This window comes from Diaphorobacter sp. ED-3, from assembly GCF_027625375.1.
GTDB lineage: Bacteria > Pseudomonadota > Gammaproteobacteria > Burkholderiales > Burkholderiaceae_C > Diaphorobacter > Diaphorobacter nitroreducens.
Map to the genome: position 1 here is coordinate 3135385 of NZ_CP115182.1, position 25274 is coordinate 3160658.

The following is a 25274-nucleotide window of genomic DNA, read 5'->3' on the forward strand; positions in this document are numbered from 1 at the left end:
GGCGCAAGTCCTACCCAGGCGCCGTAAAACCGCGCGAAACATGGCGGCTCGCCGCAGCGCGGCACCGTGCAACACCCACCGCCATTTCGCCCAAGGAGCGTCCATGCCACGAACCCCCGCCACCAAGCAACCCCTACCCGCCCGCCAGGCCGCGGCCCATGCGGACAGCTACCGCGGCCATGCCGGAGAACTGCAGCAGCAGGCCGCCGGCCAGCACCCGGTGCTGACCACCCAGCAGGGCATTGCCGTGCCCGACAACCAGAACACCCTGCGCCCCTCGCCGCACGGGCCGGCGCTGCTGGAAGACTTCATCCTGCGCGAGAAGATCACCCACTTCGACCACGAGCGCATTCCCGAGCGCGTGGTGCACGCGCGCGGCTCCGCGGCGCACGGTTTCTTCGAGCTCACCCACTCCCTCGCGGACTACACCACGGCACGGGTACTGACCGAAGTCGGCACGCGCACGCCCGTGTTCACCCGCTTTTCCACGGTGGCCGGTGGCGCCGGATCGGTGGACACGCCGCGCGACGTGCGGGGCTTTGCCGTGAAGTTCTACACGCCCGAGGGCAACTGGGACCTGGTGGGCAACAACATCCCGGTGTTCTTCATCCAGGACGCGATGAAGTTCCCCGACCTCGTGCACGCCGTGAAGATGGAGCCCGACCGCGCCTTCCCGCAGGCCGCCAGCGCGCACGACACGTTCTGGGACTTCATCTCGCTCATGCCCGAATCCATGCACATGGTGATGTGGATCATGAGCGACCGCACCATTCCGCGCAGCCTGCGCATGATCGAGGGCTTTGGCGTGCACAGCTTCCGGCTGGTGAATGCCGCGGGCGAAAGCACCTTCGTCAAGTTCCACTGGCGGCCCAAGCTGGGCATCCAGTCCACCGTGTGGGACGAGGCGATGAAGCTGCAGGCGGCGGACAACGACTTCCACCGCCGCGACCTGTTCGAGGCCATCGAGGCGGGCGACTACCCCGAGTGGGAGCTGTCCGTGCAGCTGTTCACCGAGGAAGAGGCCGGCTCGTTCCCCTTCGACCACCTGGACGCGACCAAGCTCATCCCCGAAGAGCTGGTGCCGCTGCGGCCCATCGGGCGCATGGTGCTCAACCGCTGGCCCGACAACTTCTTCGCCGAGACCGAGCAGGTCGCCTTCTGCCCGGCCAACCTGCCGCCGGGCATCGACTTCAGCAACGACCCGCTGCTGCAGGGGCGCCTGTTCAGCTACCTGGACACGCAACTGCTGCGCCTGGGCGGCCCCAACTTTGTGCAGATCCCCATCAACGCGCCCAAGTGCCCCTTCGCCCACAACCAGCGCGACGGCCACATGCAGATGCTCGTGCCGCAGGGCCGCGTGAACTACGAGCCCAGCAGCCTGCAGGCCGACTCGCCCCGCGCATCGCAGGCGGCAGGCTTTCGGCACGTGGCGCAGACCGACGAGGGCAGCGGCAAGGGGCGCATCCGCCCCGAGAGCTTTGCCGACCACTACAGCCAAGCGCGCATGTTCTACCGCAGCCAGAGCCCGCTGGAGCAGGCGCACCTGGCGTCGGCGCTGGTGTTCGAGCTGTCCAAGGTACAGACGCTGCATGTGCGCGAAGGCGTGGTGGGCCATCTGCTGCACATCGATACGGAGTTGGCCCAGCGCGTGGCCGATGGCCTGGCGCTGCCGCAGCTGCCGCCCGCCCCCCCGCTGGCCGTGCCGGTGCAGGACCTGCCGCCCTCGCCCGCCCTGCGCATCATCGACCGCATGAAGCCCACGCTGCAGGGCCGCTGCGTGGGCATTCTCGTGGCCGACGGCTCCAACGGCACCACCGTGGCCAACCTGCGCAAGGCGCTGGAGAAGGCGGGCGCGCAGGTGAAGATCGTCGCGCCCAAGGTGGGTGGCGCGCTGCTCAAGGACGGCACGCAGTTGCCTGCCGACGGGCAGCTGGCGGGCACGCCCTCGGCGGTGTTCGACGCGGTGGCCTCGGTGCTCTCGCCGGAGATGGGCGCGCAGCTGGCGCGCGAGGCCGTGGCGGTGGACTGGTTCCGCGACGCCTTCGGCCACCTCAAGGCCATCGCTGCCTGCAAGGGCACGCAGGCCATCCTGCAGGCCGGCGGCATCGAACCGGACGCGGGCGTGGTGGACCCGGCCGACGCGCAGGGCTTCATCGCCGCCGCGCAGACGCGCCAGTGGGCGCGCGAGCCGCAGGTGCGCACGCTGGCGTGAGCGCGGGCCTACGCTGGTCTGCGGGGCAGCGGCCGGGGTGCGCCCCTACCGCGCCCCTACCGCGCAGCTACCGCGCAGCTACTGCACGCCTACTGCGCCGTGAAGCCGCTGTTGCGGATGATGCGCGCCCAGGCTGCGGTGTAGGCCTTCTGGCGCGCGGCCAGTTGTCCGGGCGCCATGTGGCCCACGGTGAGGCCCAGGGTGGTGAGCTGCTCATGCACCGCGGGCTGCGCCAGCACCTGCGCCAGTGCGGCGGAGAACTGCGCGATGAAAGCGCCGGGCGTGCCGGCCGGCGCGTAGATGCCGTAGTACGGCAGATCCTCGAAGCCCTTGAGGCCCAGTTCGTCGAACGTGGGCACATCGGACAGCGCGGCCTGGCGCTGCGTGCCCAGCACGCCCACCACGCGCAGCTTGCCAGCGCGGTGGTGCTCGATGAAGTCCTGCACCGATCCCACGCCCGCCGCGATCTGGTTGCCCAGCATGTCGCCGATCATGGGCGCGCTGCCGCGGTAGGGCGCGGCCACCAGGTCCAGCCGGTACTTGCGGCCCAGCAGCTTGACCAGAAACTCCGGCGTGGATGCCGGCGCCGGCACGCCCACCGCGCCCTGGCCACCCCGCGCGGCCTGGAGCCACTGCACATACTCGTTGAACGAACGCGCGGGCGTGCCGCCCGAAACGGCAAACGCGTTCACGAAGGTGGCAAAGCCCGCCACGGGCACGAAGTCGCTCACCGGGTCGAAGCCGGGGTTCTTCACCACCAGCGGCAGGATGGAGAGGGTGTGGTCGTGCGTGAGGAACAGCGTGGTCCCGTCGGCCGGCGCGGCCTTGAGCACCTGCGCCGCGATCTGCCCGCCCGCGCCGGGTCGGTTGTCCACCACCACGGGGACGCCCAGCACGTCCTTGAGCTTGTCGGCCAGCAGGCGGGCGATGGCATCCGAGCCGCCTCCGGGCGGAAAGCCCACCAGGATGCGCACCGGCTTGGTGCCGTCGGCCCAGGCGGGCAACGCCGGCAGCACGCTGGCGGCAACGGCGCGGGCCAGCAGGTGGCGGCGGTGCAGGTTCATGGTGGCTCTCCTGGGGCGGCAGGTCGGTACAAATTCAGGAGCTGCTCGCGCCTGCCAGTAAAGCGTTTCAGCATCAAAACATACTGAAAACCGCCTACATCAAGCGCTGACAGCTCCTATTTTTGACGGGCAATCAGGCGGACAGCCGCGCACGGTGGCGCGCCAGCTGCGTGCGCACCTGCGCGGGCGCGGTGCCGCCCAGGGTGTTGCGCGCGTTCAGCGAGCCCTGCAGGCTCAGGGCATCGAACACGTCCTTCTCGATCGCCGGGTGAAAGCCCTGCAGCACGGCCAGCGGCAGCTCCGACAGGTCCACGCCGTGCGACACCGCGGCCTTCACCGCGTGGGCCACGGTCTCGTGCGCGTCGCGGAACGGCAGGCCCTTCTTGACGAGGTAGTCAGCCAGGTCGGTCGCCGTGGCGTAGCCCTTGAGCGCCGCGGCGCGCATGGCCTCGGCGTTCACGGTGATGCCGCCGTCCTTGCAGCCGGTGGCGGAGTTCATCTGGCCGCCGATCATCTCGGCGAAGATGCGCAGCGTGTCCTTCAGCGTGTCCACTGTGTCGAACAGCGGCTCCTTGTCTTCCTGGTTGTCCTTGTTGTAGGCCAGGGGCTGGCCCTTCATCAGCGTGATCAGGCCCATCAGGTGGCCCACCACGCGGCCGGTCTTGCCGCGCGCCAGCTCCGGCACGTCGGGGTTCTTCTTCTGCGGCATGATCGACGAGCCGGTGGTGAAGCGGTCGGCGATCTTGATGAAGCCGAAGTTCTGGCTCATCCAGATGATGAGTTCTTCGGACAGGCGGCTCACGTGCACCATGCACAGGCTGGCGGCGGCCGTGAATTCGATGGCGAAGTCGCGGTCGCTCACGCCGTCCAGGCTGTTCTGGCACACGCCCTCCATGCCCAGCGTCTTGGCCACGCGCTCGCGGTCCAGCGGGTAGGTGGTGCCGGCCAGCGCGGCGGAGCCCAGCGGCAGCACGTTCACCCGGCGGCGCACGTCGCGCATGCGCTCGGCATCGCGTGCAAACATCTCCACGTAAGCCAGCAGGTGGTGCGCAAAGCTCACGGGCTGCGCCACCTGCAGGTGGGTGAAGCCGGGCAGGATCACCTCGACGTTCTGCTCGGCCACCTCGACCAGCGACAGCTGCAGCTCGCTCAGCAGGCCCTCGATCAGGTCGATCTCGCCGCGCAGCCACAGGCGCACGTCGGTGGCCACCTGGTCGTTGCGGCTGCGGCCGGTGTGCAGGCGCTTGCCGGCGTCGCCCACCAGCTGGGTCAGGCGCGCCTCGATGTTCAGGTGCACGTCCTCCAGGTCCAGCTTCCACTCGAACGCGCCGGACGCGATCTCCTGCGTGATCTGGGCCATGCCCTTCTGAATGTCGGCGTGGTCCTGCGCGCTGATGATGCCTTGCGCGGCCAGCATCTCGGCATGGGCCAGGCTGCCCGCGATGTCGGCCTGCCACAGGCGCTTGTCGAAGAACACGCTCGACGTATAGCGCTTGACCAGATCGCTCATGGGCTCGGAGAACAGGGCCGACCAGGCCTGGGCCTTGGTGGCGAGCTGGTCGTGGGACGGTTGCGAGGCGGAAGAAGAGGACATGGGGGCAATAATCCGGGGGTTTCGACACCCGGAACGCCCGGATGCCGCAATGCAAGAGACGCAAATTTTATCGACCCGCCCCGCCGCCCTGCCCGAAGCCGCACCGCGCAGTGCGGTACGCGGCCGCGCGCTGGTGTTCGACGCCTGCCAGGTGGGCGTGGTGCTGCGCGCCGTGCTGTTCGTGGAACTGGTGCTGGGCGTGGGCGCCTTGTTCGGCGCGGGCAGCCTGGCCGAATGGCTGGCGCGCCTGGCGTTGCTCACGGGCGGCGCGCTGCCGGCCACCCTCGCCTGGCTGATCACGGCCTGCAGCCTCAAGACGGCGCTGCAGCGCCTGCAGGAGCCGCTGCAGTACGCCGCCGGCGTGCTGCTGGGCGCACTGGCCGGCCTGCTGGCCTGCGCCATGCTGGCCCTGGCCAGCGGCCCCGCGGGCGCCCCGCCACCGTGGCTGGCCAGCGCCGCCAGCGGCGCGCTGCTGGCGGCGCTGCTGGTCACCGCGCTGAGAATGCGCGCCCGCGCCCGCACGCCCGCCGCCACCACCGCGCGCCTGACCGAGTTGCAGGCGCGCATCCGTCCACACTTCCTGTTCAACACGCTCAACAGCGCCATCGCCCTGGTGCGCGACGAACCCGCCAAGGCCGAGGCGCTGCTGGAAGACCTGAGCGACCTGTTCCGCCACGCCCTGGTGGAGCAGGGCGAGTCCGCCACACTGGAGGAAGAGATCGTGCTGGCGCGCCGCTACCTGGACATCGAGCAGGTGCGCTTTGGCGAACGCATGCGCGTGCAATGGGTGCTGGACGCGCGCGCCAACGCCGCGCGCCTGCCGCCGCTCTTGCTGCAGCCGCTGGTGGAAAACGCGGTCAAGCACGGCGTGGAGCCCAGCGCGCGCGGGGGCAAGCTGCGCATCGCCACCGAGCGGCGCGGCGGCCGCGTGGTGCTGACCATCACCAACACCCTGCCCACCGATCGCCCCACGGCCGAGGACGCGCCGCGCGGCCACGGCATCGCACAGGCGAACGTGCGCGACCGCCTGCGCCTGCTGCACGACGTGGACTGCGACTTCAGCGCCGGCGTACAGGGCGGCCTGTACCAGGTGCGCATCTCGCTGCCCGCGCCCTGAATCCCCGGGCCACGCGGCACGCCACATCCACTACAGTCGACGCCCCATGCACATCCTGATCGTGGACGACGAACTCCTGGCCCGCAGCCGCCTGCGCACGCTGCTGGCCGACTGCGACCCCCGCCACAGCGTGACGGAGGCCGCGCACGCCGCGGACGCATTGGCGCAGCTCGAGGCCAGCGGCGGCCGCGCGGTGGACGTGGTGCTGCTGGACATCCACATGCCCGGCCAGGACGGCCTGGGACTGGCGCACCACATCCAGCGCCTGCCGCACCCGCCGGCCATCGTGTTCGTGACCGCCCACGCGGACCATGCGCTGTCGGCCTTCGAACTGGATGCCGTGGACTACCTGACCAAGCCCGTACGCCTGCAGCGCCTGCAGCAGGCGCTGGCCAAGGCGCAGCGCGCCGCCGTCCCCAGCGCCGCTCCCACGCGCTCGCCGCTGCCGGCACCCAGCGGCGAGGTGCTGCTGATCCAGGAGCGCGGGCGCACCGAGCGCGTGCCGCTGGACGACGTGCTGTTCCTGCGCGCCGAGCAGAAATACGTGACGGTGCGCACCCTCACGCGCAGCTTCGTCATCGACAGCGCGCTGTCCGACCTGGAGGCGCGCCACGCGGGCCACTTTCTGCGCGTGCACCGCAGCACGCTGGTGGCCCGCCGCGCCATGCGCGCACTGGAGCGCTATTACGACGCCGAGGAGGGCGAAGGCTGGGCCGTGCGCCTGCATGGACTCACCGAGCCCCTGCCGGTCTCGCGCCGCCAGGTGGCCGGGGTGCGCGAGGCGCTGGCCACGGGTTGATACGGCTGCGGCGTTCACGGCGTTCCAGGCGCCCACACGCCCGCACCCTCTAAACGGCTGCACCCTCTGCGCGGCCGCCGGCCCTTGGACTGGCGCCGCGGTCCTCCCCGGGCAGGCAGGCGCGGCGCGCACACCGGCGAACGCGCTGCCGTGCTCAATGCGCGTGCGCCAGCCCGCTCACAAAGGTCACCACCGCGATGCCGGCCGCCAGCCAGGCGATCTGCGCCAGCGTCTGCGCGGCCGAGAGGCGTTTTTGCAGTTGCGGGATCAGGTCGGCCAGCGCCACGTACACGAAGCTGCTGGAGGCGATGGCCAGGAAATACGGCAGCCCGCCGTCCCACAGCCCCACCAGGTAGTAGCCCACCAGGCCGCCCAGCGCCGTCAGCGCGCCCGCCAGCGAGACCTTGAGCAGCGCCGCGTTGCGGTGGCGGGTGCTGTGGCGCAGCACCACCAGGTCGCCGATGTGGTGCGGCACCTCGTGCGCCAGCACCGACAGCGCGGCCACCACGCCCAGCCGCATGTCCGCCATGAAGGCCGAGGCGATCAGCACGCCGTCGCCAAAGCAGTGCACGCTGTCACCGGTCAGCAACGCCCAGCCGCCATGCCCGTGCTGGCCCGGGCCATGGTGGTGGTCGTGCGCGTGGTCAGGGTGGTGGTCGTGGTGGCCCTGGCCATGGATGTGCCGCTCGGACGGGCTGTGCTCATGGCCGTGGTGCCACAGCTCGGCCTTGTCCAGCAGGAAGAAGAACACCAGCCCCAGCAGCAGCGTGGCAAACAGGTCGTGCGCACTGGCCTGGCTCTCGAACGCCTCGGGCAGCAGATGCATGAAGGCGGTCGCCAGCAGCGCGCCCGCCGCCAGGCTCAGCAGGTGGTGCGGCCCCACGCGCTGGCGCGTGCCCATGCCCAGGCGCAGCAGCGCCGCCGCCACCCACACACTGCCAATGCCCGCGGCCAACGTGGCCAGGATGATCGCTATCAATGTCATAGCTGCCTGCGCTTTCTCTTATTGGCTTGGATGCCAATTTCATTCAAAACCAAACTCTCGCCGCGCCATCAAAAAAAGCCCCGAAGGGCTTGTGTGCGTGCTGGCTGCCGCGGCTCACGCCACGCCGTGCTGCTTGAACCAGGCCAGCGTGCGCTTCCAGCCGTCCTGCGCGGCTTCCTTGCGAAAGCTCGGGCGGTAGTCGGCATGGAAGGCATGCGGCGCGTCCGGGTAGACCACGAACCGCGAGGCTTTCGCTGCGGCAGACCCTTCTGACAGGGCGCTTTTCATCTTATCAATCGTGTCAAGGGGTATGCCGGCATCTTTTTCACCATACAGACCCAGCACGGGTGCCTTGAGGATGGGCGCCAGGTCCACGGGGTGCTTGGGATTCAGGGCGCTGGCCTGCCCCACCAGGCGGCCATACCAGGCCACCCCGGCCTTCACCGGACCATGCGCGGCGTAGAGCCAGGTGATGCGGCCGCCCCAGCAAAAGCCGGTGATGCCCACGCGCTGGAGGTCGCCGCCATGGGCTCCGGCCCATTGCACGGCGCCGTCCAGGTCGGCCATGACCTGGGCATCGGGCACCTTGGACACCAGCTCGCTCATGAGCTTGGCGACTTCACTGTAGGCGCGCGGGTCGCCCTGGCGCGCGAACAGGTCGGGGGCAACGGCAAGGTAGCCCTCGTGCGCCAAGCGGCGGCAAACGTCGGCAATGTACTCGTGCACGCCGAAGATCTCTGAAATCACCAGCACCACGGGCAGCCCCGTCTTGCCCTGCGGCGCCGCGCGGTAGGCCCGCACGTCAAAGCCGTTCACCGCAAAGTGCACCTCCCCCGCCGTGAGCCCGTCGGCCGGGGTGGAGACCGCTGTCTGCGCCATCACCGGCGCGGCCGCGGCGGCATAGCCGGCCCCCAGCATGACGCCCAGCGCGGTGCGGCGGCTGGCGCCCGCTGCCGTGCTACGGCCGGGGACGAGTGCATCGAAGTCGTTCTGGAGATCGCTGTGCATGACGGAGGCTCCTGGCAAGGGGTGGCAAGGGTTGGGGGACGGACGCCCCCCGGCGCTGGCCAGGAGGCATGGCGTGCCAATGTAGCGGCAATGGCCGTTTTGCGCATGCGACCCGCCCGCGCCACCGCGCCACCGGGCGACAAGCGCTATCAGTGCGCCTTGTCCCAGTCGGGCCCCACGCCCACTTCGGCCAGCAGCGGTACCTGCAGCGCGGCCACGCCGGCCATCAGGCGCGGGATCTCACGGCGCAGCCAGTCCACCTCGCCCTCGGGCAGCTCGAACACCAGTTCGTCGTGCACCTGCATGATCATGAGCACCTCGGGCTTGCGCGCGTCCAGCTCGCCCTGCACGGCCACCATGGCCTTCTTGATGAGGTCGGCCGCCGTGCCCTGCATGGGCGCGTTGATGGCGGCGCGCTCGGCCGCGCCGCGGCGCGGGCCGTTGGGCGAGTTGATCTCCGGCAGGTACAGGCGCCGGCCGAACACGGTCTCCACGTAGCCGCGCGCCTTGGCCTGGGCCTTGGTCTCTTCCATGTACTGCTTCACGCCGGGGTAGCGCTGGAAGTAGCGGTCGATATAGGCGGCGGCGGCCTTGGTCTCGATGCCCAGGTTCTTGGCCAGGCCGAAACTGCTCATGCCGTAGATCAGGCCGAAGTTGATGACCTTGGCGTAGCGGCGCTGCTCGCTGCTTACCTGGTCCAGCGCCACGCCGAACACCTCGGCCGCCGTGGCGCGGTGCACGTCCAGGCCCTCGCGGAAGGCGTGCAGCAGCGCCTCGTCGCCGCTGATGTGCGCCATGATGCGCAGCTCGATCTGGCTGTAGTCGGCACTGGCAATCACGCGGCCCGCGGGTGCCACGAAGGCCTCGCGCACGCGCCGGCCCTCCGGCGTGCGAATGGGGATGTTCTGCAGGTTGGGCTCGTTGCTGGACAGCCGCCCGGTGACGGCCACGGCCTGCGCGTAGTGGGTGTGGACGCGGCCGGTGCGCGGGTCCGCCAGCGTGCTGAGTTTGTCGGTGTAGGTGCCCTTGAGCTTGCACAGGCTGCGGTGTTCCAGCAGCTTGGCGGGCAGCGGGTAGTCCTCGGCCAGCTTCTCCAGCACCTCTTCGTCGGTGCTGCGCGCGCCGGTGGCGGTCTTCTTCACCACGGGCATGCCCAGCTTGTCGAAGAAGATTTCACCCAGTTGCTTGGGCGAGCCCAGGTTGAAGGGCTGGCCGGCGATGGCGTACGCCTCCTGCTCCAGCTGCAGGATGCGCTGGCCCAGCGCGTGGCTCTGGGCGGCCAGCTTGCCCGCGTCGATCAGCACGCCATTGCGCTCGATGCGAAACAAGGTCTCGCTGCAGGCCATCTCCAGCTCGTAGATGCCGCGCAGCTTGTCGTCGGCCTGCAGCTGGGGCCATAGCACGCGGTGCACATCCAGCGTCTGGTCGGAGTCCTCGCACGAGTAGGCCGCAGCCTTGTCCACCGGGACCTGGGCAAACGGGATCTGCTTGGCCCCCTTGCCGCACAGGTCTTCGTAGCTGATGCCGGTGCGGCCCGTGTGGCGCTCGGCCAGGCTGGCCAGGCCATGGGGCTTGTGCACTTCCAGCACGTAGCTTTGCAGCATGGTGTCGTGCGCATAGCCGCGCACCTGGATGCCATGGTTGGCGAACACATGCCGGTCGTACTTCACGTGCTGGCCCAGCTTGGGGCAGGCCGGGTCTTCCAGCCAGGGGCGCAGGCGCTCCAGCACCTCGGCCAACGGCAGCTGCGGCGGCGCGTCAGGGCCGTTGTGCGCCAGCGGGATGTAAGCGGCGGCTCCGGGCTCGACGCTGAAGGACACGCCCACGATCTCGGCGCGCAACTCGTCCAGCGACGTGGTCTCGGTGTCCAGCGCCGCCAGCGGCGCGGCCTTCAGGCGCGCGAGCCAGCCGTCGAGCTGCTCCCAGGTGAGGATGGTGTCGTAGGTCACCTCGCGCTGCTGCGCCTGCACGGCGACGGCGCTGGCGTCGGGCGTGGCGAAGAGGTCTCCGCTGGCGCCAGCATCCGGCACCACCGCGGACGGCAGCGCGCGTGCCAGGCTCTTGAAGCCATACTTTTGATAAAAATCGCGCAACGCGTCCGCCTGCTCAGCGCCAACAGCTATCGCATCGATAGCAGGCAGGCCATCGAGGTGGCCTGCCAGGTCGCAATCGGTCTTGATGGTGACCAGCGTGCGTGCGGTGGGCAGCCAGTCCAGCGCCCCGCGCAGGTTCTCGCCGGCCACGCCCTTGATGGCGCCCGCGTTGGCCAGCAGCGCATCCAGCGAACCGTATTCCGTGAGCCATTTGGCGGCGGTCTTGGGGCCGACCTTGGGCACGCCGGGCACGTTGTCCACGGCATCGCCCACCAGGGCCTGGTAGTCCACCATGAGCGTCGGGGGCACGCCGAACTCGGCGGTCACGCCGGCCACGTCCCGCTTCTTGCCGTTCATGGTGTCGATGATGGTGATGTGTTCGTTCACCAGCTGGCTCAGGTCCTTGTCGCCGCTGGAGATCACCACCTGCATGCCCTGGCCGGCGGCGGTAGCAGCCAGCGTGCCGATCACGTCGTCGGCCTCCACGCCGGGGATACACAGCACCGGCCAGCCCAGCAGCCGCACCACCTCGTGGATGGGCTCGATCTGCGCACGCAGGTCATCGGGCATGGGCGCGCGGTGCTGCTTGTACTCGGGGTACAGCGCATCGCGAAAAGTGGGGCCGCTGGCATCGAAAACGCAGGCGGCGTAGTCGGCCGGGACTTCTTTCTTGAGCGCCTGCAGCATGTTGATCATGCCGCGGATGGCCCCCGTGGGGGCGCTGGCGGGATCGCCCGGCACGGCGCGCAGGTCGGGCATGGCATGGAATGCGCGGTACAGGTAGCTGGAGCCATCCACCAGCACCAGGGTCTTGGGGCGTGTCATCGGCGAATTCTCCCACGCTCATCGGCCGTGGCCGCCATCGCAATCAGCACCCCGCACGCGGGCAGGTGCAGTGGAAAGCGGCACAATCCGTCGCCATGGCCCGGCGGTGCGCCGCGCCCTCCCCTCTCCCCAAGGCTGCCCCATGAAACACCACCTGCTCGCACTCGTCGCCTGCGCCACCACCACCCTGGCGTGGGCCAACCCGGACTTCAAGAACGTGCCGCCTTCGATGCAGAAGTCGCTGCACGGCATCAGTGCCGCACAGTTTGACGGCGGCGTGCTGCGCGCGCAGATGAACAAGCCCGAGGTCACCGAGCTGGTGTACAACACCTTCGTCTTCCACAACATCTGCGCGCAGCAGTGGCACGACCCTGCGCAGTTCGCGCGCCTGGGCCTCACGCGCGTGGAGCTGTTCAACGCCGCCGGCACGCAGGGCTTTGCCTTCGATGCGCGCGGCGATGTGTGCGAGGAGATGGGCAAGCTCGGCAAGAACTTCCGCACCTTCATCGGCAAGTACACGCAGGCCTGCAGCGCCAGCACCTGCCCGCCGCAGCGCTGAGCGCGCACGCCGGCGCACGGCGCCTACAATCGCGCCATGCGCGCTCTCCACTCCACCTTCCTGCTGCTGGCCCTGGCCAGTGCTCCCGCCCTGGCTCAGAATGCAAGCCAAAATGCCATTCAGCCCAGTACAGACGGGCGCGGCCAGCTATTGGAAAGAGAGCAGCAGGCTGAAGGGCGCCACAACCAGCGCGTAGAGCACATCGTGGTGGAGGACGCCGGCAGCCGCGTGCAAGAGCTGCGCGTGGGCGGGCAGACGCAGAGCATCACCGTGCAACCCAAGACCGGCACGCCGCTGCCCGCGTATGAAGTGCGCTCCAACGACGGAGCCCGCGCACGCCCCGGCAACTTCAACGAGTCGGACACCGTGACCGCACCGCGCGTGTGGAACTTGCGCAATTTCTGACCGCAGCCAACGCGGCATTCCTGGCGGCCCGTATCGCCCGCTCCTTCCCCCGTTTTTTTTCAGCACGCCGCGTGCACTGACGTACTGACCGATGGCCGTTTTCACCGAAGTCTCCACCAAAGAGGCGCGCGAATTGCTGCGCCGGCTGCAGCTGGGCAAGCTGCTTGAGCTGCGCGGCATCGAGGGCGGCATCGAGAACACCAACTACTTCGTCACCTGCGAGCAGGGCGAGTACGTACTCACGCTGTTCGAGCGCCTCACCGCAGAGCAGCTGCCTTTCTACCTGCACCTGATGAAGCATCTGGCGCACGCGGGCATCCCCGTGCCGGACCCGCAGGCCGACAAGCATGGCGAGATCCTGCACCAGGTGTGCGGCAAGCCCGCTGCGCTGGCCACCAAGCTGCGCGGCAAGAGCCAGCTCAGCCCCCAGGAAGCGCACTGCGCGGCCGTGGGCACCATGCTGGCGCGCATGCACCTGGCCGCAAGCAGCTATGAACGCCAGCAGCCCAACCTGCGCGGCCTGCCCTGGTGGAACGAGACCGTGCCGGTGGTACTGCCGCACATCGGCGCCGAGCCGGCGGCGCTGTTGCAGTCCGAGCTGGCCTACCAGAACCATGTGGCGGCCTCCAGCGCCTACGCGGCGCTGCCGCGCGGCCCCATCCATGCCGATCTGTTCCGCGACAACGTGATGTTCGAAGGCGAGGAACTCACGGGCCTCTTCGACTTCTATTTCGCGGGCGTGGACCCCTTCCTCTTCGACCTGGCCGTATGCCTGAACGACTGGTGCATCGACCTGCCCACCGGCGCGCACGCCGCACCGCGCGCCCAGGCCATGATCGACGCCTACCAGGCCGTGCGCCCGCTCACCGCGCATGAACGCGCCCTGCTGCCCGCCATGCTGCGCGCCGGGGCGCTGCGCTTCTGGATCTCGCGCCTGTGGGACTTCTACCTGCCGCGCGAGGCCGCCATGCTCAAGCCCCACGATCCCACACACTTTGAGCGCGTGCTGCGCCAGCGCGCGGCCCATCCGGTGACTCTGTAGCCACCATGGTGCGCCGCGCGCCGCGCAACAGCCACTCCACACATAACCGTTGGTTTCATCCACCGCTGCGGCCTGTGCAGCGGCAACTGGGGTAAATTCCTCCATGCGCCCGCACCGCTGCCGCGGCGCTCCACCTTCGATTTCCAATCCATGAAACTGCACATCGTCCCCGCGCGCGCGGGCCTGGAATGGGTACGCCTGGGCATTCGCGTGTTCTGGCGCCAGCCCATGGCGCTGGCCGCGCTGTTTTTCATGACCATGGCGGCGATGTCGCTGGCCACCATGCTGCCGCTGATCGGTCCCGCCGTGGCGCTGGGCCTGCTGCCCTCGGCCACGCTGGCCATGATGGTGGCCGCGGCCGAGGCCAGCCAGGACCGCGTGCCCACGCCCGCACTGCTGCTGGTGGCGTTTCGCACCGGCAAGCAGCGGCTGAACCACATGCTGACCCTGGGCGCGCTCTACGCCGTGGGCTTCCTCGGCCTGATGGGGCTGTCGGCCCTGGTGGACGGCGGGCAGTTCGCACGCGTGTACCTGGGCGGCGAGCCGCTGACGCGCGAGATGGCCGAGTCGGGCAGCTTCCAGGCGGCCATGTGGCTGTCGCTGCTGCTGTACGTGCCGCTGTCGCTGCTGTTCTGGCACGCGCCCGGCCTGGTGCACTGGCACAACGTGCCGCCCGTGAAGGCGCTGTTTTTCAGCATCGTCGCCTGCCTGCGCAACTTCGGGGCCTTCACGGTGTATGGGCTGTCGTGGATGGGCGTGTTCCTCGGCGCAGGCGTGGTCATCAGCCTGCTGGTCACGATGCTGAGCGCCATCGGCCTGGGCGCCGGCATGGCCGGCGGCATCATGGTGGCGACGGCGATGATGCTGGCCGCCATGTTCTTCTCGTCGGTGGTGTTCACGTTCCGCGACAGCTTCGACGCGCCCCACCACGACCACGGCGACTCGTCCGCTGCGGCGTCACCCGAGCAGGATTCATAAAGCTGCGCCAGCGGAGTCGTCGGGGCGCTCCGCCCGGTCCCGTGCTTCCAGATATTCCGACGGAGCGGGCCGAGTCCCCGCGCGCTTCGGCGTACCCGGGCGTGCCCCGAGCCAAACAGTGCGCTTGGGGTGGCTGCTCCTCAGCGAACAAGGTTCCACCCGCGCCCTCGCCCTGAACAGGCAAGAAAAAACCCGCCAGAGGCGGGTTGGAAGTACCGCGGAGCCGTCCTGCGCGCAAGGCGAGAGACGGCTCCCGTGCAAGCCGGTTAGATACCGATCGTGCCGCCGTCCTTGCGCGTCACCACCACGGTGGCCGAGCGCGGACGCTTGAGGCCCTTGTGGCTGCTGGTGATCCCAGGCTGGTTGCCGGGCCAGTAGCTGGTGAAGGTGCTGGTGGCGAAGTTGGCCTTCTCAGCATCCTCGCCCGGGTGCTGCACGTTGAAGAACAGCGTCTTGCCGTCGGGCGTGACCACCACGCCCGTGATCTCGCAGTCGAACGGGCCGACCAGGAAGCGGCGCACCGTGGCCTCGGTGGGCTTGGAGCCCATGATCGTGGCCTGGCCCTCCTTGGTGGTGACCTTGCCGCCGTCACCGACCTTGCCGGGAATGGCGGCCAGCATCATGCAGTTGGTCACATCGGTGTAGGAACCGTCGTCGGTCTGGATCCACAGCAGGCCGCCGGCATTGGCGCTGCGCTGGTCGAAATGCAGGCCGTCGGGGCTGGAGAAATCGTTCACGGCGGTCAGGCCCGACAGGTTCTCGCTCTGCTTGTTGTCGCTGCGCGCGCCGAACAGGTACACGTCCCACTGGAACTTGGTACCCGCCTGGCCGCCCTCTTCCTTCCAGCGGATGATGTGGCCATTGGTGTTGCCCACGCGCGGGTTGGCGGCGTTCAGCGTGGCGGCCGTTCGCTGCGAGTTGTTGGTCATGGTCATGTACACCTCGTTGTTCAACGGGTTCACGCCACCCCACTCGGGACGGTCCATCTTGGTCGCGCCGCGGGCGTCGGCCGCCAGGCGGCAGTGCATGACCACATCGGCCTGGTCGGCGAACGGGTACAGCGCGTTGGTGGCGTCGATGCCGTTCTTGCCGAACGTCAGTTCCAGCCACTCGCCGCTGCCATCGTTGTTGAACTTGGCGGCGTACAGCGTGCCCTTGTCCAGGTACTTGGCACCGGCGGCCACGCCGCCGTTGATGTCCTTCGGATCCCACTTGGCATCGGACACGAACTTGAACACGTACTCGTTGCGCGCATCGTCGCCAGAGTAGATGACGATCGGCTCGCCGGCCTTGGCGGGCGCCGGCCATGCCCCTTCATGGTTGAAGCGGCCCAGCGCCGTGCGCTTGACGGGCTTGCTGTCGGGGCGGAAGGGGTCGATCTCCACCACCCAGCCGAAGGTGTTGAAGATGTTGCGATAGTCCTCAGCGGCGCTGGCGGCGCTCACCTTGCTGTTCCAGCGCTGGTACTGCTCGCCCTCGGCGGTGTCCCAGAGGTAAGGGCTCTTGCGGTTCTCGGGCAAGCCATAGCGCTTCAGGGCCACGATTTCGGTGGCGGAGCGTTGGGCGTCGTCGCCGGCGGCACGGCCGATGACGTTCAGGAAGTTCTCCTCGCACGTCAGGTAGGTGCCCCAGGGCGTGTAGCCGTTGGCGCAGTTGTTGTTCATCCCGAAGGCCTGCTTGCCGTCCGGCGAGAGCTTGTTGAACAGCTTGGCGTTGCCGGCGGCGGGGCCGCCAAAGTCCATCGGCGTGGCCGAGGTGATGCGGCGGTTGTATTTGGAGCCGCGCACCATCTCCATCTCGTTGCTGCCGCTCTTGCGCTTGACTTCCACCACGCTGGCACCGTGGGCGCGGATTTCCTTGTCCACCTGCTCGGCCGGGCGCTTTCCGTCCACCGTGATGCGCCCCGTGGGATGCAGACCATAAGGCGCAACCACATACTCATGGTTCACGCACAACAGGCCGCGGTCGGAGCGGCTGGGGTCGAACTTGCCGTCGTCGGACATGCCGAAGTAGTACATGCCGTCGTGGCCGTCGCCGATGCGGCGGTCATAGGACTCGGCCGTCTCGGAGCCATCGTCCTTCCAGGACTCGTCGCCATAGTGGATCGGGTCGCCCAGGGCGTGCAGGATGCTGACCTGGTAGCCCTCGGGTACCGTTACCAGGTCAGCGTTGCTCTTGGCGACGGCATTGAAGTTGAGGCGGATCGGCTCGGGTGCGGGAGTTTCGTCATCGTCGCTGCCGCCGCCGCAGGCGCTCAGGCTCACGCCGCCCAGCAGAGCCGCAGTGGTGGCGCCGACACCGCCCTTGAGGGCGCTGCGACGGCTCAGGCGCGCGGCCAGGACGCTGTCGATGTGCTGGTTGGACGAATGGTTGACGATTTCATTGTCGTCGTACTCGGAAACGATCGTGGTGTTCATGGGTCGTTGGACTCGGTAGTGGCAATCAAGGTCCCGCGATCCTGGAGTACGTCTGTTGCGCCCGCATGACGTGTACATGACATCTTCAAGACACCGCTTCGCACGCCGGGCCCTCTGTGTACGCGCGAGGAACACACAGGCCCACAGCGCCTGAGCCACGCGCGGGCCCGGGTCCCATCCCCTACCGCACCGGCAATGCCCCGATCACGATCTGCACGCGCCGGTTGCGCTGGCGCCCATCAGGATCGTCCCGCCCATCCGGCGTGGTATTGGGCGCGACAGGCTGGCGTTTGCCCATGCCGCGCGTGGCGATCGGCCGCCCCGTGCGCGACTGCAGCGCGGCGGCAACGGCGGCGGCGCGGCGCTGCGACAAGGCGTCGTTGTAGGCATCGCCCCCCTTGCCGTCTGTGTGTCCCACCACGTCGATGGGCGCCTGGGGGTAGCTCTTGAGCAGCTCGGCCGCCTTGTCAAGCGAGCGCGCGGCATCGGCCCGCAACTCGGCCTTGTCAAAGTCAAACAACACATCGGCAGGCAGGTCGATGGAGATGGCCTGCTCGGGCGTGGGCTGGGCCTGCAGTTCCACCAGCAGCGCGCGGGTCTGCTCCAGCCGCTGCGGCGGCACCTCGGCCGCGCGCAGCAGCGTGGCCGGCCCTGCCGCCGCCTGCAGCCGGGTTTCGGTCTCGCGCGGCACCAGGCCGCCGTGCGTCACGTGCGGCTGCAATTGGGTCAGCGGGGCAGCATCCGCTGGTTGCAAATGGGTGGGCGTCGCCGCGAGCGACTGGCTGCTGCGCCGCACTTCCAATGGTTGCGCTGCTGAGGCCACGGCGGCGCAGCACGCGGCCCACAGGGCAGCCTGCCAGGCTGGCGAACACCGCACCGCCATCAGCCCGCCTGCAGCGGCAGGTCCATGGACAGCCCCGGCGCCACGATGTTGTCGCCATCGTTGCCGTCATTGAAGACCAGCTTGAGCGTGCGCGCGGTGGGCAGCACGCGGCCCAGGAAAACCAGTTGCCCATCCAGGGTCTGGCCTTCGCGGATGGTGATGTCCCGGTTGTGGTCCGGCCGCTTGACGTGCAGGCGCGCGCCGCTTTCGTCCTGCAGGTAGGTATCGGCCAGCGCCAGCATGGTGGAGTCGGTGATGCGGTTGGCAAAGGAGATGCTCACATCCAGCACCGTGGCGTCCCCCCCGATCTGCACACTCTTGACGCGCACCGTCACCCCCGCCGGTGCCACGCCTTGCACGCCCAGCGGCAAGGTGCGTGGCGCGGCCGGAGCAGCGCTGGGAGCGGTTACCGCCTCCGGTACCGCAGACACCGCCGTGGTTGCCGCCGCAGGCGCAGCAGCCACGGCGGGAGCGGGTGCCGGCGCGGGTGCGGGGACCTGCACCGCCGCTGTGCCCACCGGATCCTTGCAGCCCGTGAGCCACAACGCCGCCATAGCCACCGCCGCCCAGCCCGCGATACCTTTGTATGCCATACCCATCTTTACTCCTTAAGTGGTTCTCGAAAAGCGCATGCGCATCAACGGATGCGAATGCTGTTCACTTGCGAAGGGGCGCCCAACGCCTCGCCCGGGGCAGCAGTGGGTGGGCAATCACGCGTATCCACATGACGGGAGTTGCGCCCCTGCACGATCACCGTGCGGCCTTCCAAACGCGCGCCGCGCACGTCCACGCTATTGACGGAAGTGTCCGTGGCGCCGCAGATCGTTGCGGCCGCGCTGTTGCCCGTGGCTTCCACGCGATTACCCATCCCCTCCCGCTTCGGTGCGTTCCTGGGTTCTACCGGCGCGGGACGCCGGACGGCCCCGACCTGGCCGGCACTTCCGTCCTGCGGGCGGGACGGCCCGATATCGCCGCGGGGTCCCAAGCTGCCTCGCGGACCGAGGGGGTCGCCAGCCCACGACAACACAGGCAGGCTGGCGCCCCATCCGGTCCAGAGGGTTGCGGCAAGCATTAGGCAGAAACGTTGCATAACGGCAATCAGGGAGATGCGGGGATACCGGGCAACCGCGCGCCGGGCAACGGCGCTGTCGGACCGGAGGATGACTGAGGTACCCCAGGCAAGCTCCGGCCGGGCAGCGATGGCGCGGCGGCGGGTAACGCAGGCGCCGGCGCAGACGTGAGCGGCGCGCCTGTCGGCGCCTGCGGAGCACTCGGCGTCTGGCGGAGAACCTGGGCCTCCAGTTCCAGCGCGAAGCGTTCAGCCAAGGCCATTTCTTCGGCGGCCATTTCCGACCCCAGATCGTTGATAGCCTGGGCCACGTCGGGGGCCGCGGCGGTTGCGCCCGGCGCCCCAAGGCGCTGCGCCAGACGGGCATAGCCCAGGGCCTTGACTTTGTCCTGCGGCACACCACTGCCGCGGCGGTTCATCTCCGACAGGCGTTGCATCGCCCGCGGGTCACCCCGCACCGCCGCCATCAGGTACCAACGGTAGGCCTGCCCCACGTCGCCCAGGCCAGCGCGCGGGTTTTCGTAGGCATTGCCCAACAGCGACAGAAGCTGCGGGTTTTGCGTGGTCACGGCCTCACGCTTGAGACGCTCCAGTTCATTGCGATACAGGGGGCCCTGGCAGCCCAGGTCAGTCACCCCTTTTTCCAGAGACTGATTGCAGGCTTCGAGAAAGCGCACGCTCGCACTCACCGGGGGTGATCCGCTCCCCTGCGCCGTGGGAGGCACAGGTGAGCCACCAGGTGCGGGCGCGACTGCAGGCACCGCCGCGGGCTGCGCGTGTGCGCCCAGCGAAAGGCAGAGGGCCGCGCCGCACCAGGCCTTGTAGACGAACATCCTGCTCATGTGCCTGCCTTGCCATTCGCCGCCGGCGAGGGGGCCGCAGGTTGCGCTGCAGCCTGCACCGCCGCATCCCATGGCATGGGCACATTGAAGAACAGCGGCTGGAAGCCTTCCCAACTCATCACGTCCACAGAACCCCACTCTGCGAAACGCGCGGCGTACACACGTTCCAGGGCCGCCCGCGTGGGCTCGTCATATTTCTGTGTGACCTCCACGGGCTCGCCATACTTGCGCAACATCACCTGGATGAGGCCGATCTTGAGCTCAGGGGTCAGGCCATTGAAGGCATTGCGCATGTTCTGCATGACCACGGGATCGGGCGTTCCACCTGGAATACAGCGCCAATACGGCGTGTTAGTGGCCTTGCCCACAAGTTCCAGGACGCTCAAATCCACCAGCGTGCGGATCGCCGAATGGCGTCCTTGCAAATACTTGCCCTCCATCTTGAAGCCGAAAGCGTCACCGTAGAAGCCCAGGCTGGCGTTGTCCTCGGAGCTGAAGTTCAGCACCTTGACCACGTTGGACGCCTGTATCTGCGGCACCATCTGCTGGGTGGAAAAACTCACGAGATTGAGGTCCAGCGCCAGCGCCGAGTAGATGGCGGTGCGCTTGACGTCACCGCCCAGCGTGACCGTACCGTTGCCTCCTCCGAATTCGATGCCCACCGAGTTCACCCGCCCCGCGCCTGCAATAGCGCGATCGAACTCCGTCAATGCGCCAGTGATGAGGAAATCGGGCATGGTCACGCCGAACTTGGCCCCCAACTGCGCCTGGGCAACCAAGTATTCCGGATGGTAGGGAACGTACACCACGCGCGCACCGATGCGGTTGACAGCGGTACGCACCATCTCCGTGATGTCGCCGGGAATCTCGGCGCCCACGAGAGGGTTCGACAGATTGGTGGCGTCGAGGATGCTGCGCGTTTGCATGTAGAGGACCGGGTCGCCGTCCTTGTAGATATCCAGCATTCGGCCGAAACGGCCCAGCGCCTGCGCATAGGGGCTGAGGTTGGTGACCGGCAGGAGCTTGTCGGATTCGCGCTCCTGCATGAGCTTGTTGGCGTCCTTGAGCGCGTTCTCGGTGGTGGCGCAGCCCGCCAGCAGCACCAGAGCCAACGCGGCCCCTCCCATTCGCAGATAGTTGGTTCTCATATTTCTTTGTGTTCAACGATGACCTGTTGGCGCTGCAGACGGCGACGCCCCTGCGCCCTAGCGCGAATTCAGCACTGTGATGTTCTCCACGCCACGGCCCTCCACATACAGCGTGACGTTGCCGGACACGTTGCCCTGAATCACCGGGCTGGCAATGCGCAACGTGCCGTCGGCGCCGCGCTGTATATCGGAGTACGAGGTACGGATCACCAGGTTTTGCTGGTTGTCGGGCAGTTTCAGCGTACCGTCGGGCTGCACCAGGGCGCTCTGGTCCACCAGCGTGTTGCGGGCGATGGCACGCGCCACTCGCGCCTTGGCGCTCACCGAGGGGTACACGCCATCATTGAGGCGTACACCACTCTGAGCCATGTCCTTGTAGGAACCCAGCTGCTCGCCGTAATTGACCATCTGCGCTGGCGCGGATAGCGCCACGATCGACAGCACCCCGCCGGCGGCCCAGGTGCGAATGGCGTTTTCCAGGTTTTTTTTCATAGGTGGACCTTCCTTGCACATTGAATGAAAGAGCGCCGTACGGCATCGCTACATACTCAACAGGTTCACTGCAGGCAGCACGGTCACGGACTGGTTGACCACGCCAGAGGAGGGCACCGTGTAGGTGTAGCCCGGGTTGGCCGCGAAGGCCGCGTTGCCTGCCACTCCGGCGGCTCCCGTGATCGCGCCACCCACATTGCGCACGCTGCCGGATGTCATGCCGGGACCGGCCATGGTGGCGTTGCCCACGATGGCCACCGTGCCGGTCACCACGCCATGGTTGATGAGGGAGTTGGACACGCCTCCAACGGTCGCACGTCCGTGGTTGCCAACAATCGCCACGGTACCCGCCATGACGCCTTGGTTCACCACGGAATTCACCGTGCCGCCCATCACCGCCCCGCCCCTGTTTCCGGCAATCACGACCTGGCCGCTGAGCAGCCCGCGGTTGTCCACGCTGTTGACCGTGCCACCGCCCAACGCGGTGCCCTGGTTGCCACTGATGACGATGCGGGCTCCCTGCATGCTGCCGCGATTGCGCACGCTGTTGACCGTACCGCCGCCCTGTGCGCTGCCGGTGTTGCCGGCGATCAGCACTTGCGTGCGCCGCAGCGCGCCGGTGTTGTCCAGCGTATTCACACGCCCGCCGCCCTGGACGCTGGCCTGGTTGCCGAGGATGGAGATGCTGGCCGTCGCAATGCTGCCGTCGTTGCGCACGCTGTTGGCGCTGCCGCCCGTCGCCGTACCCTGATTGCCAAGCACCGTCACCTGGCTCGCGGAGAAACCTCCCCGGCCCACCACACTGTTGACCACGCCCCCTGAATCCGCCTGCCCCTGGTTGCCCAGGATGGTGATGCTACTGCCTTGCAGCGAGCCCGAGATGTCTGCGCTGTTGACCGTGCCCTGGCGCGCGGTGCCCTTATTAGCAGCCAAGGTGACCTGCGTGCCGCGCACGCGCGCGCCCTGGCGCACCCGCAGGCTGTTCGCTGATGCATCGCGCGCCCCCCCGGCATCCGACCCGCCCTGGTTGCCCGCCAACTGCACGCTGGAGCCCTGCAGGCCGCCATCGACCTGCACGCTGTTGGTGAGCGCGACGCGGCCGTCACGTGCCTGTGCGCCGGAGGCGGAATTGCCCGCCAAACTCAACTGCATCGCCTCGGCAGTCCCGTCGCCTTGAACGAAACTGTTGGCAGAAGCCAACCCTTCGTCCGCCCGCACGTTCGCCGCTAAGTTGCCCGCCAGTTGAATGCTGGCTGCACGCAGCTGTCCCAGCACCTGAACTGCGTTGGCATTGGCCTGGCCGATGCCCTTGCCCCAGGCCATCCCCGCCACCGTCGCTTCGCGGCCCTGGCTGCGCACGTTTGACGCATTGTTGCCGGCAAGCGTGACGCTGCTGGCTTCCACCCGGCCACGGTCGTTGAGCGCAAGCGCATTGGCATTCACACGCCCGCCCTGCGCCTGCGCCTGGCGAGCCCGGTTACCGGCCACCATCAGCGAAGAGCGGTCCAGCCCCGTGGCGGCTGCCCCATCCATGTAAAGGGCGTTCGCCGCCAGCACCCCGTTGCCATGGCGGCCCACGCCCAGTACCTGCGACGCCCCGCCCTCGGCCACGATGCCCTCGACCACGTTGCCGGTGATCGCCACATTGCTGCCACGGATTAGCGCCCCCCGGTAGGCCGCAAGCGCGTTGACCAGGGCCGTGCCGCCGTGCGCCTGGACACTGCGCGCCTGGTTGCCGGCGACGGCCCAGGTCGATGCCGCATCCACCCACGCGCCGTTGTGCAGCACCAGGGCGTTTGCCGCAGCCCGCGCCTGCGCACTGCGCGAGGCCATACCGCCACCTGCAGCGGCCGAACCCGCCTCGGTTGAAATCTGCCGCGCCGTATTCCCGGCGATGGCCCCGGTTCCTGAAAGACGCGCCGCCTGTCCGCCGCCGTGCTCCAGGGCCACGCTGTTGGCCATGGCAATGCCGCCACGCGACTCAATCCGCACAGCCGTATTGCCGAGCACTGCAAGGCGGGAGGCGTCCAACTGCGACCCTGCAATGGCCAGTGCGTTGGCCAGCGCCGACGCGTTCTGCGCGGAAGCAAACAGCACTCCGCCACCGGCCTGGGCGGCATACCCCGTGGCGCTCACGCCTTCGGCATGGTTGGCGGACAGCGTCACGTCCGACTGCTGGACCCGCCCCTCGCTGAGCAGCAACGTGTTGGCTCCCGCCAGCCCCCCTGCGCCCTGTACCTGCTGGGCGGCGTTGCCCGCGAGCGCCACACGCGCTTGCGCCAGCGTGGACTGGCGGTCGGCCACGGCGGCATTCGCCAACGCACGGCCGTTGCGCTCGAAGCCCGCCACCGCGCCACCGCCAATGCTGCCCGTCGCGCCGGCCGTCTGCACCTGGGCCGCCCGGTTGCCCGCGACGTGGACGCTACCGCCCTCCACCGTGGCGTCATCCAGCCACAGGCTGTTGGCGACGGCTGCGCCGCCGGTCGCCACGACGCCCTGTACCCGGTTGCCCGCCAGGTCATGGCGCGGACCGGCACGCAGCGCGCCGCGCGTCACGGAGATGCTGTTGGCCAGTGCCGTGGCCGACATGCGCACATCCGCAAGTGCGCCACGCAGGACCGATGCCGCGCCACCCCATGCGCGCACATCGGTGGCCTCGTTGCCTGCGAGGGAGGCTGCATATCCCCCCGCCGCGTCTGCGCGATGTTCGCTAAAGCTGATGCTGTTGGCCAGCGCACTTGCGCCGTCCGCCCCCACCTGCCTGGCCTTGTTGGCCGTCTGCTGCAGCCGCACCCCTGCGAGTTCGCTGGACGCCAGCGACACGGTGTTGGCTGCGGCCACGCCTGTCAGCTCGACCTGCGCGATGGTGCCCCTCCCCACGCCACCCGCTCCCCCGCCAGCGCGCACGTCGGTGGCTTCATTGCCCGTCTGGGTGACATCGGTGCCCACGAGCTCGCTGCGCGCGGCCGTGACACCGTTGGCCAGCGCCGCACCGCCAATGGACGTCACCTCCCGGGCGTTATTGCCGGAGACCACCACCTGCGAATTGCGCACCGCCGTGGCGTCCAGCAGCACGCTGTTGGCAGTTGCGCGGCCCGGCATCTGCAGCGACCCGCTGCCCAGCAGCACCTCGCTCTTGGCGCCAAAGGCGGCCACTTCGGCTGCACGGTTGCCCTGTACCACCAGGCCGGAACCCCTGATCGGTTGCGCGCCAGTGCTGCCCGCGGCCAGCACCACGTTGGCCGTGGCCGCCCCGCCCAGCGCATGCACGAAGCCCGTTATCTGGTTGGCCAGCACATGCACGCGCGACTGGCGCAGTTCCATTCCCGCGATGCCCGCGGCATGGGCCTGTGCGGTACCCGCCAGATCCACCCGCATGCCCGCGTTGGCAAGTGCCGAGCCCTTGCTGCCTGTGGAGACGACCGGACCCGCCGCCCGGTTGCCCTGCACACGCACTTCGCTGGCGCCATCCACCTGCGTGCCGGCGCTGTTCTTGTGCCAGCCGAGGCCGGCCAGCATGGATTCCTGTGCCGTGGCGCGCAGCGGCAGTGCCGCCGCTGTCAGCCCCAGGCACCAGATGATGACCATTGGCCTGTCAATGCCTTGCACCTTGTGTCCTCTCTCTGCCACACCCTGGCGTCTGCACCGGTTGCGCGCTGAGGCGCCAGGATGCACACGGCAGGGCGCCGGTCGCACGGCCGCCGGGCTCCGCGCCGCGCGTCCCGCGGCTGGACCCGTACGT

Annotated in this window: 20 protein-coding genes; 7 read left to right on the plus strand and 13 right to left on the minus strand. The window is 68.7% G+C overall.

Going from position 1 to position 25274, the window contains the following annotated elements; genetic code table 11:
• The first annotated feature begins 103 nt into the window (after positions 1-103).
• Positions 104-2212 (plus strand): catalase, encoded by a 2109-nt coding sequence (locus PCQ86_RS15210; protein ID WP_015914001.1) that lies wholly within the window; start codon positions 104-106, stop codon positions 2210-2212.
• 89 nt (positions 2213-2301) lie between these two features.
• On the opposite strand, the gene PCQ86_RS15215 is transcribed toward PCQ86_RS15210, so the two are convergent.
• Positions 2302-3276 (minus strand): Bug family tripartite tricarboxylate transporter substrate binding protein, encoded by a 975-nt coding sequence (locus PCQ86_RS15215; protein WP_270174124.1) that lies wholly within the window; start codon positions 3274-3276, stop codon positions 2302-2304.
• A 133-nt stretch (positions 3277-3409) separates the two neighbouring features.
• Complete coding sequence (gene argH / locus PCQ86_RS15220; RefSeq protein ID WP_270174125.1) at positions 3410-4870, minus strand: argininosuccinate lyase; 1461 nt, start codon at positions 4868-4870, stop codon at positions 3410-3412.
• Between the two features lie 49 nt (positions 4871-4919).
• Here argH and PCQ86_RS15225 point away from each other — a divergent pair, with 49 nt between their 5' ends.
• Together PCQ86_RS15225 and PCQ86_RS15230 are read left to right on the plus strand one after the other, a co-directional pair.
• Positions 4920-5987, plus strand: a complete 1068-nt coding sequence (locus PCQ86_RS15225; protein ID WP_011806432.1) for a sensor histidine kinase — start codon at positions 4920-4922, stop codon at positions 5985-5987.
• 46 nt (positions 5988-6033) lie between these two features.
• On the plus strand, positions 6034-6786 hold the full coding sequence (locus PCQ86_RS15230; RefSeq protein WP_011806433.1) for a LytR/AlgR family response regulator transcription factor: 753 nt from the start codon (positions 6034-6036) through the stop codon (positions 6784-6786).
• Between the two features lie 154 nt (positions 6787-6940).
• On the opposite strand, the gene PCQ86_RS15235 is transcribed toward PCQ86_RS15230, so the two are convergent.
• The 3 genes from PCQ86_RS15235 to polA all read right to left on the minus strand — a co-directional run bounded on the left by PCQ86_RS15235 (position 6941) and on the right by polA (position 11697).
• A complete protein-coding gene (locus PCQ86_RS15235) occupies positions 6941-7771 on the minus strand; it encodes a ZIP family metal transporter (protein WP_270174126.1) in 831 nt (276 codons plus the stop codon).
• 114 nt (positions 7772-7885) lie between these two features.
• On the minus strand, positions 7886-8779 hold the full coding sequence (locus tag PCQ86_RS15240) for a dienelactone hydrolase family protein (protein ID WP_011806435.1): 894 nt from the start codon (positions 8777-8779) through the stop codon (positions 7886-7888).
• 149 nt (positions 8780-8928) lie between these two features.
• Positions 8929-11697, minus strand: coding sequence for a DNA polymerase I (gene polA / locus PCQ86_RS15245; protein WP_270174127.1), 2769 nt, complete (start codon positions 11695-11697; stop codon positions 8929-8931).
• A 142-nt stretch (positions 11698-11839) separates the two neighbouring features.
• Here polA and PCQ86_RS15250 point away from each other — a divergent pair, with 142 nt between their 5' ends.
• The 4 genes from PCQ86_RS15250 to PCQ86_RS15265 all read left to right on the plus strand — a co-directional run bounded on the left by PCQ86_RS15250 (position 11840) and on the right by PCQ86_RS15265 (position 14681).
• Positions 11840-12256 carry a hypothetical protein gene (locus tag PCQ86_RS15250; RefSeq protein ID WP_088886204.1) on the plus strand — a complete coding sequence of 139 codons (417 nt, stop codon included), beginning with the start codon at positions 11840-11842 and terminating at the stop codon, positions 12254-12256.
• Positions 12257-12292: 36 nt separating this feature from the next.
• Complete coding sequence (locus tag PCQ86_RS15255; protein WP_011806438.1) at positions 12293-12661, plus strand: hypothetical protein; 369 nt, start codon at positions 12293-12295, stop codon at positions 12659-12661.
• Between the two features lie 91 nt (positions 12662-12752).
• Positions 12753-13703, plus strand: a complete 951-nt coding sequence (locus tag PCQ86_RS15260) for a homoserine kinase (protein WP_270174128.1) — start codon at positions 12753-12755, stop codon at positions 13701-13703.
• Positions 13704-13853: 150 nt separating this feature from the next.
• Positions 13854-14681, plus strand: a complete 828-nt coding sequence (locus tag PCQ86_RS15265; protein ID WP_103737397.1) for a BPSS1780 family membrane protein — start codon at positions 13854-13856, stop codon at positions 14679-14681.
• 266 nt (positions 14682-14947) lie between these two features.
• Here the strand turns inward: PCQ86_RS15265 and PCQ86_RS15270 are convergent, their stop codons facing one another.
• The 8 genes from PCQ86_RS15270 to PCQ86_RS15305 form a co-directional block, all read right to left on the minus strand.
• A complete protein-coding gene (locus PCQ86_RS15270; protein WP_015914011.1) occupies positions 14948-17098 on the minus strand; it encodes a PhoX family protein in 2151 nt (716 codons plus the stop codon).
• A gap of 181 nt (positions 17099-17279) precedes the next feature.
• On the minus strand, positions 17280-17981 hold the full coding sequence (locus PCQ86_RS15275; RefSeq protein WP_172208074.1) for an OmpA family protein: 702 nt from the start codon (positions 17979-17981) through the stop codon (positions 17280-17282).
• Positions 17981-18574, minus strand: coding sequence for a hypothetical protein (locus tag PCQ86_RS15280; RefSeq protein ID WP_252102178.1), 594 nt, complete (start codon positions 18572-18574; stop codon positions 17981-17983). The genes PCQ86_RS15275 and PCQ86_RS15280 overlap by 1 nt, the downstream gene beginning before the upstream one ends.
• A 44-nt stretch (positions 18575-18618) precedes the next feature.
• Positions 18619-18849 carry a hypothetical protein gene (locus tag PCQ86_RS15285; RefSeq protein ID WP_252102177.1) on the minus strand — a complete coding sequence of 77 codons (231 nt, stop codon included), beginning with the start codon at positions 18847-18849 and terminating at the stop codon, positions 18619-18621.
• Positions 18850-19079: 230 nt separating this feature from the next.
• Positions 19080-19727 (minus strand): tetratricopeptide repeat protein, encoded by a 648-nt coding sequence (locus PCQ86_RS15290; protein WP_270174129.1) that lies wholly within the window; start codon positions 19725-19727, stop codon positions 19080-19082.
• A gap of 161 nt (positions 19728-19888) precedes the next feature.
• On the minus strand, positions 19889-21040 hold the full coding sequence (locus PCQ86_RS15295; protein ID WP_252102175.1) for a CsgG/HfaB family protein: 1152 nt from the start codon (positions 21038-21040) through the stop codon (positions 19889-19891).
• A gap of 57 nt (positions 21041-21097) precedes the next feature.
• Positions 21098-21532, minus strand: coding sequence for a hypothetical protein (locus tag PCQ86_RS15300; protein WP_252102174.1), 435 nt, complete (start codon positions 21530-21532; stop codon positions 21098-21100).
• A gap of 48 nt (positions 21533-21580) precedes the next feature.
• Positions 21581-25141, minus strand: a complete 3561-nt coding sequence (locus tag PCQ86_RS15305; protein ID WP_270174130.1) for a beta strand repeat-containing protein — start codon at positions 25139-25141, stop codon at positions 21581-21583.
• Positions 25142-25274: the final 133 nt, after the last annotated feature.

What these genes read in the sequence shown, in the direction of transcription:
- PCQ86_RS15210 (WP_015914001.1), top strand. Translation starts at nt 104, where the DNA reads ATGCCACGAACCCCCGCCACCAAGCAACCCCTACCCGCCCGCCAGGCC.
- PCQ86_RS15215 (WP_270174124.1), bottom strand. Translation starts at nt 3,276, where the DNA reads ATGAACCTGCACCGCCGCCACCTGCTGGCCCGCGCCGTTGCCGCCAGC.
- argH (WP_270174125.1), bottom strand. Translation starts at nt 4,870, where the DNA reads ATGTCCTCTTCTTCCGCCTCGCAACCGTCCCACGACCAGCTCGCCACC.
- PCQ86_RS15225 (WP_011806432.1), top strand. Translation starts at nt 4,920, where the DNA reads ATGCAAGAGACGCAAATTTTATCGACCCGCCCCGCCGCCCTGCCCGAA.
- PCQ86_RS15230 (WP_011806433.1), top strand. Translation starts at nt 6,034, where the DNA reads ATGCACATCCTGATCGTGGACGACGAACTCCTGGCCCGCAGCCGCCTG.
- PCQ86_RS15235 (WP_270174126.1), bottom strand. Translation starts at nt 7,771, where the DNA reads ATGACATTGATAGCGATCATCCTGGCCACGTTGGCCGCGGGCATTGGC.
- PCQ86_RS15240 (WP_011806435.1), bottom strand. Translation starts at nt 8,779, where the DNA reads ATGCACAGCGATCTCCAGAACGACTTCGATGCACTCGTCCCCGGCCGT.
- polA (WP_270174127.1), bottom strand. Translation starts at nt 11,697, where the DNA reads ATGACACGCCCCAAGACCCTGGTGCTGGTGGATGGCTCCAGCTACCTG.
- PCQ86_RS15250 (WP_088886204.1), top strand. Translation starts at nt 11,840, where the DNA reads ATGAAACACCACCTGCTCGCACTCGTCGCCTGCGCCACCACCACCCTG.
- PCQ86_RS15255 (WP_011806438.1), top strand. Translation starts at nt 12,293, where the DNA reads ATGCGCGCTCTCCACTCCACCTTCCTGCTGCTGGCCCTGGCCAGTGCT.
- PCQ86_RS15260 (WP_270174128.1), top strand. Translation starts at nt 12,753, where the DNA reads ATGGCCGTTTTCACCGAAGTCTCCACCAAAGAGGCGCGCGAATTGCTG.
- PCQ86_RS15265 (WP_103737397.1), top strand. Translation starts at nt 13,854, where the DNA reads ATGAAACTGCACATCGTCCCCGCGCGCGCGGGCCTGGAATGGGTACGC.
- PCQ86_RS15270 (WP_015914011.1), bottom strand. Translation starts at nt 17,098, where the DNA reads ATGAACACCACGATCGTTTCCGAGTACGACGACAATGAAATCGTCAAC.
- PCQ86_RS15275 (WP_172208074.1), bottom strand. Translation starts at nt 17,981, where the DNA reads ATGGCGGTGCGGTGTTCGCCAGCCTGGCAGGCTGCCCTGTGGGCCGCG.
- PCQ86_RS15280 (WP_252102178.1), bottom strand. Translation starts at nt 18,574, where the DNA reads ATGGCATACAAAGGTATCGCGGGCTGGGCGGCGGTGGCTATGGCGGCG.
- PCQ86_RS15285 (WP_252102177.1), bottom strand. Translation starts at nt 18,849, where the DNA reads ATGGGTAATCGCGTGGAAGCCACGGGCAACAGCGCGGCCGCAACGATC.
- PCQ86_RS15295 (WP_252102175.1), bottom strand. Translation starts at nt 21,040, where the DNA reads ATGAGAACCAACTATCTGCGAATGGGAGGGGCCGCGTTGGCTCTGGTG.
- PCQ86_RS15300 (WP_252102174.1), bottom strand. Translation starts at nt 21,532, where the DNA reads ATGAAAAAAAACCTGGAAAACGCCATTCGCACCTGGGCCGCCGGCGGG.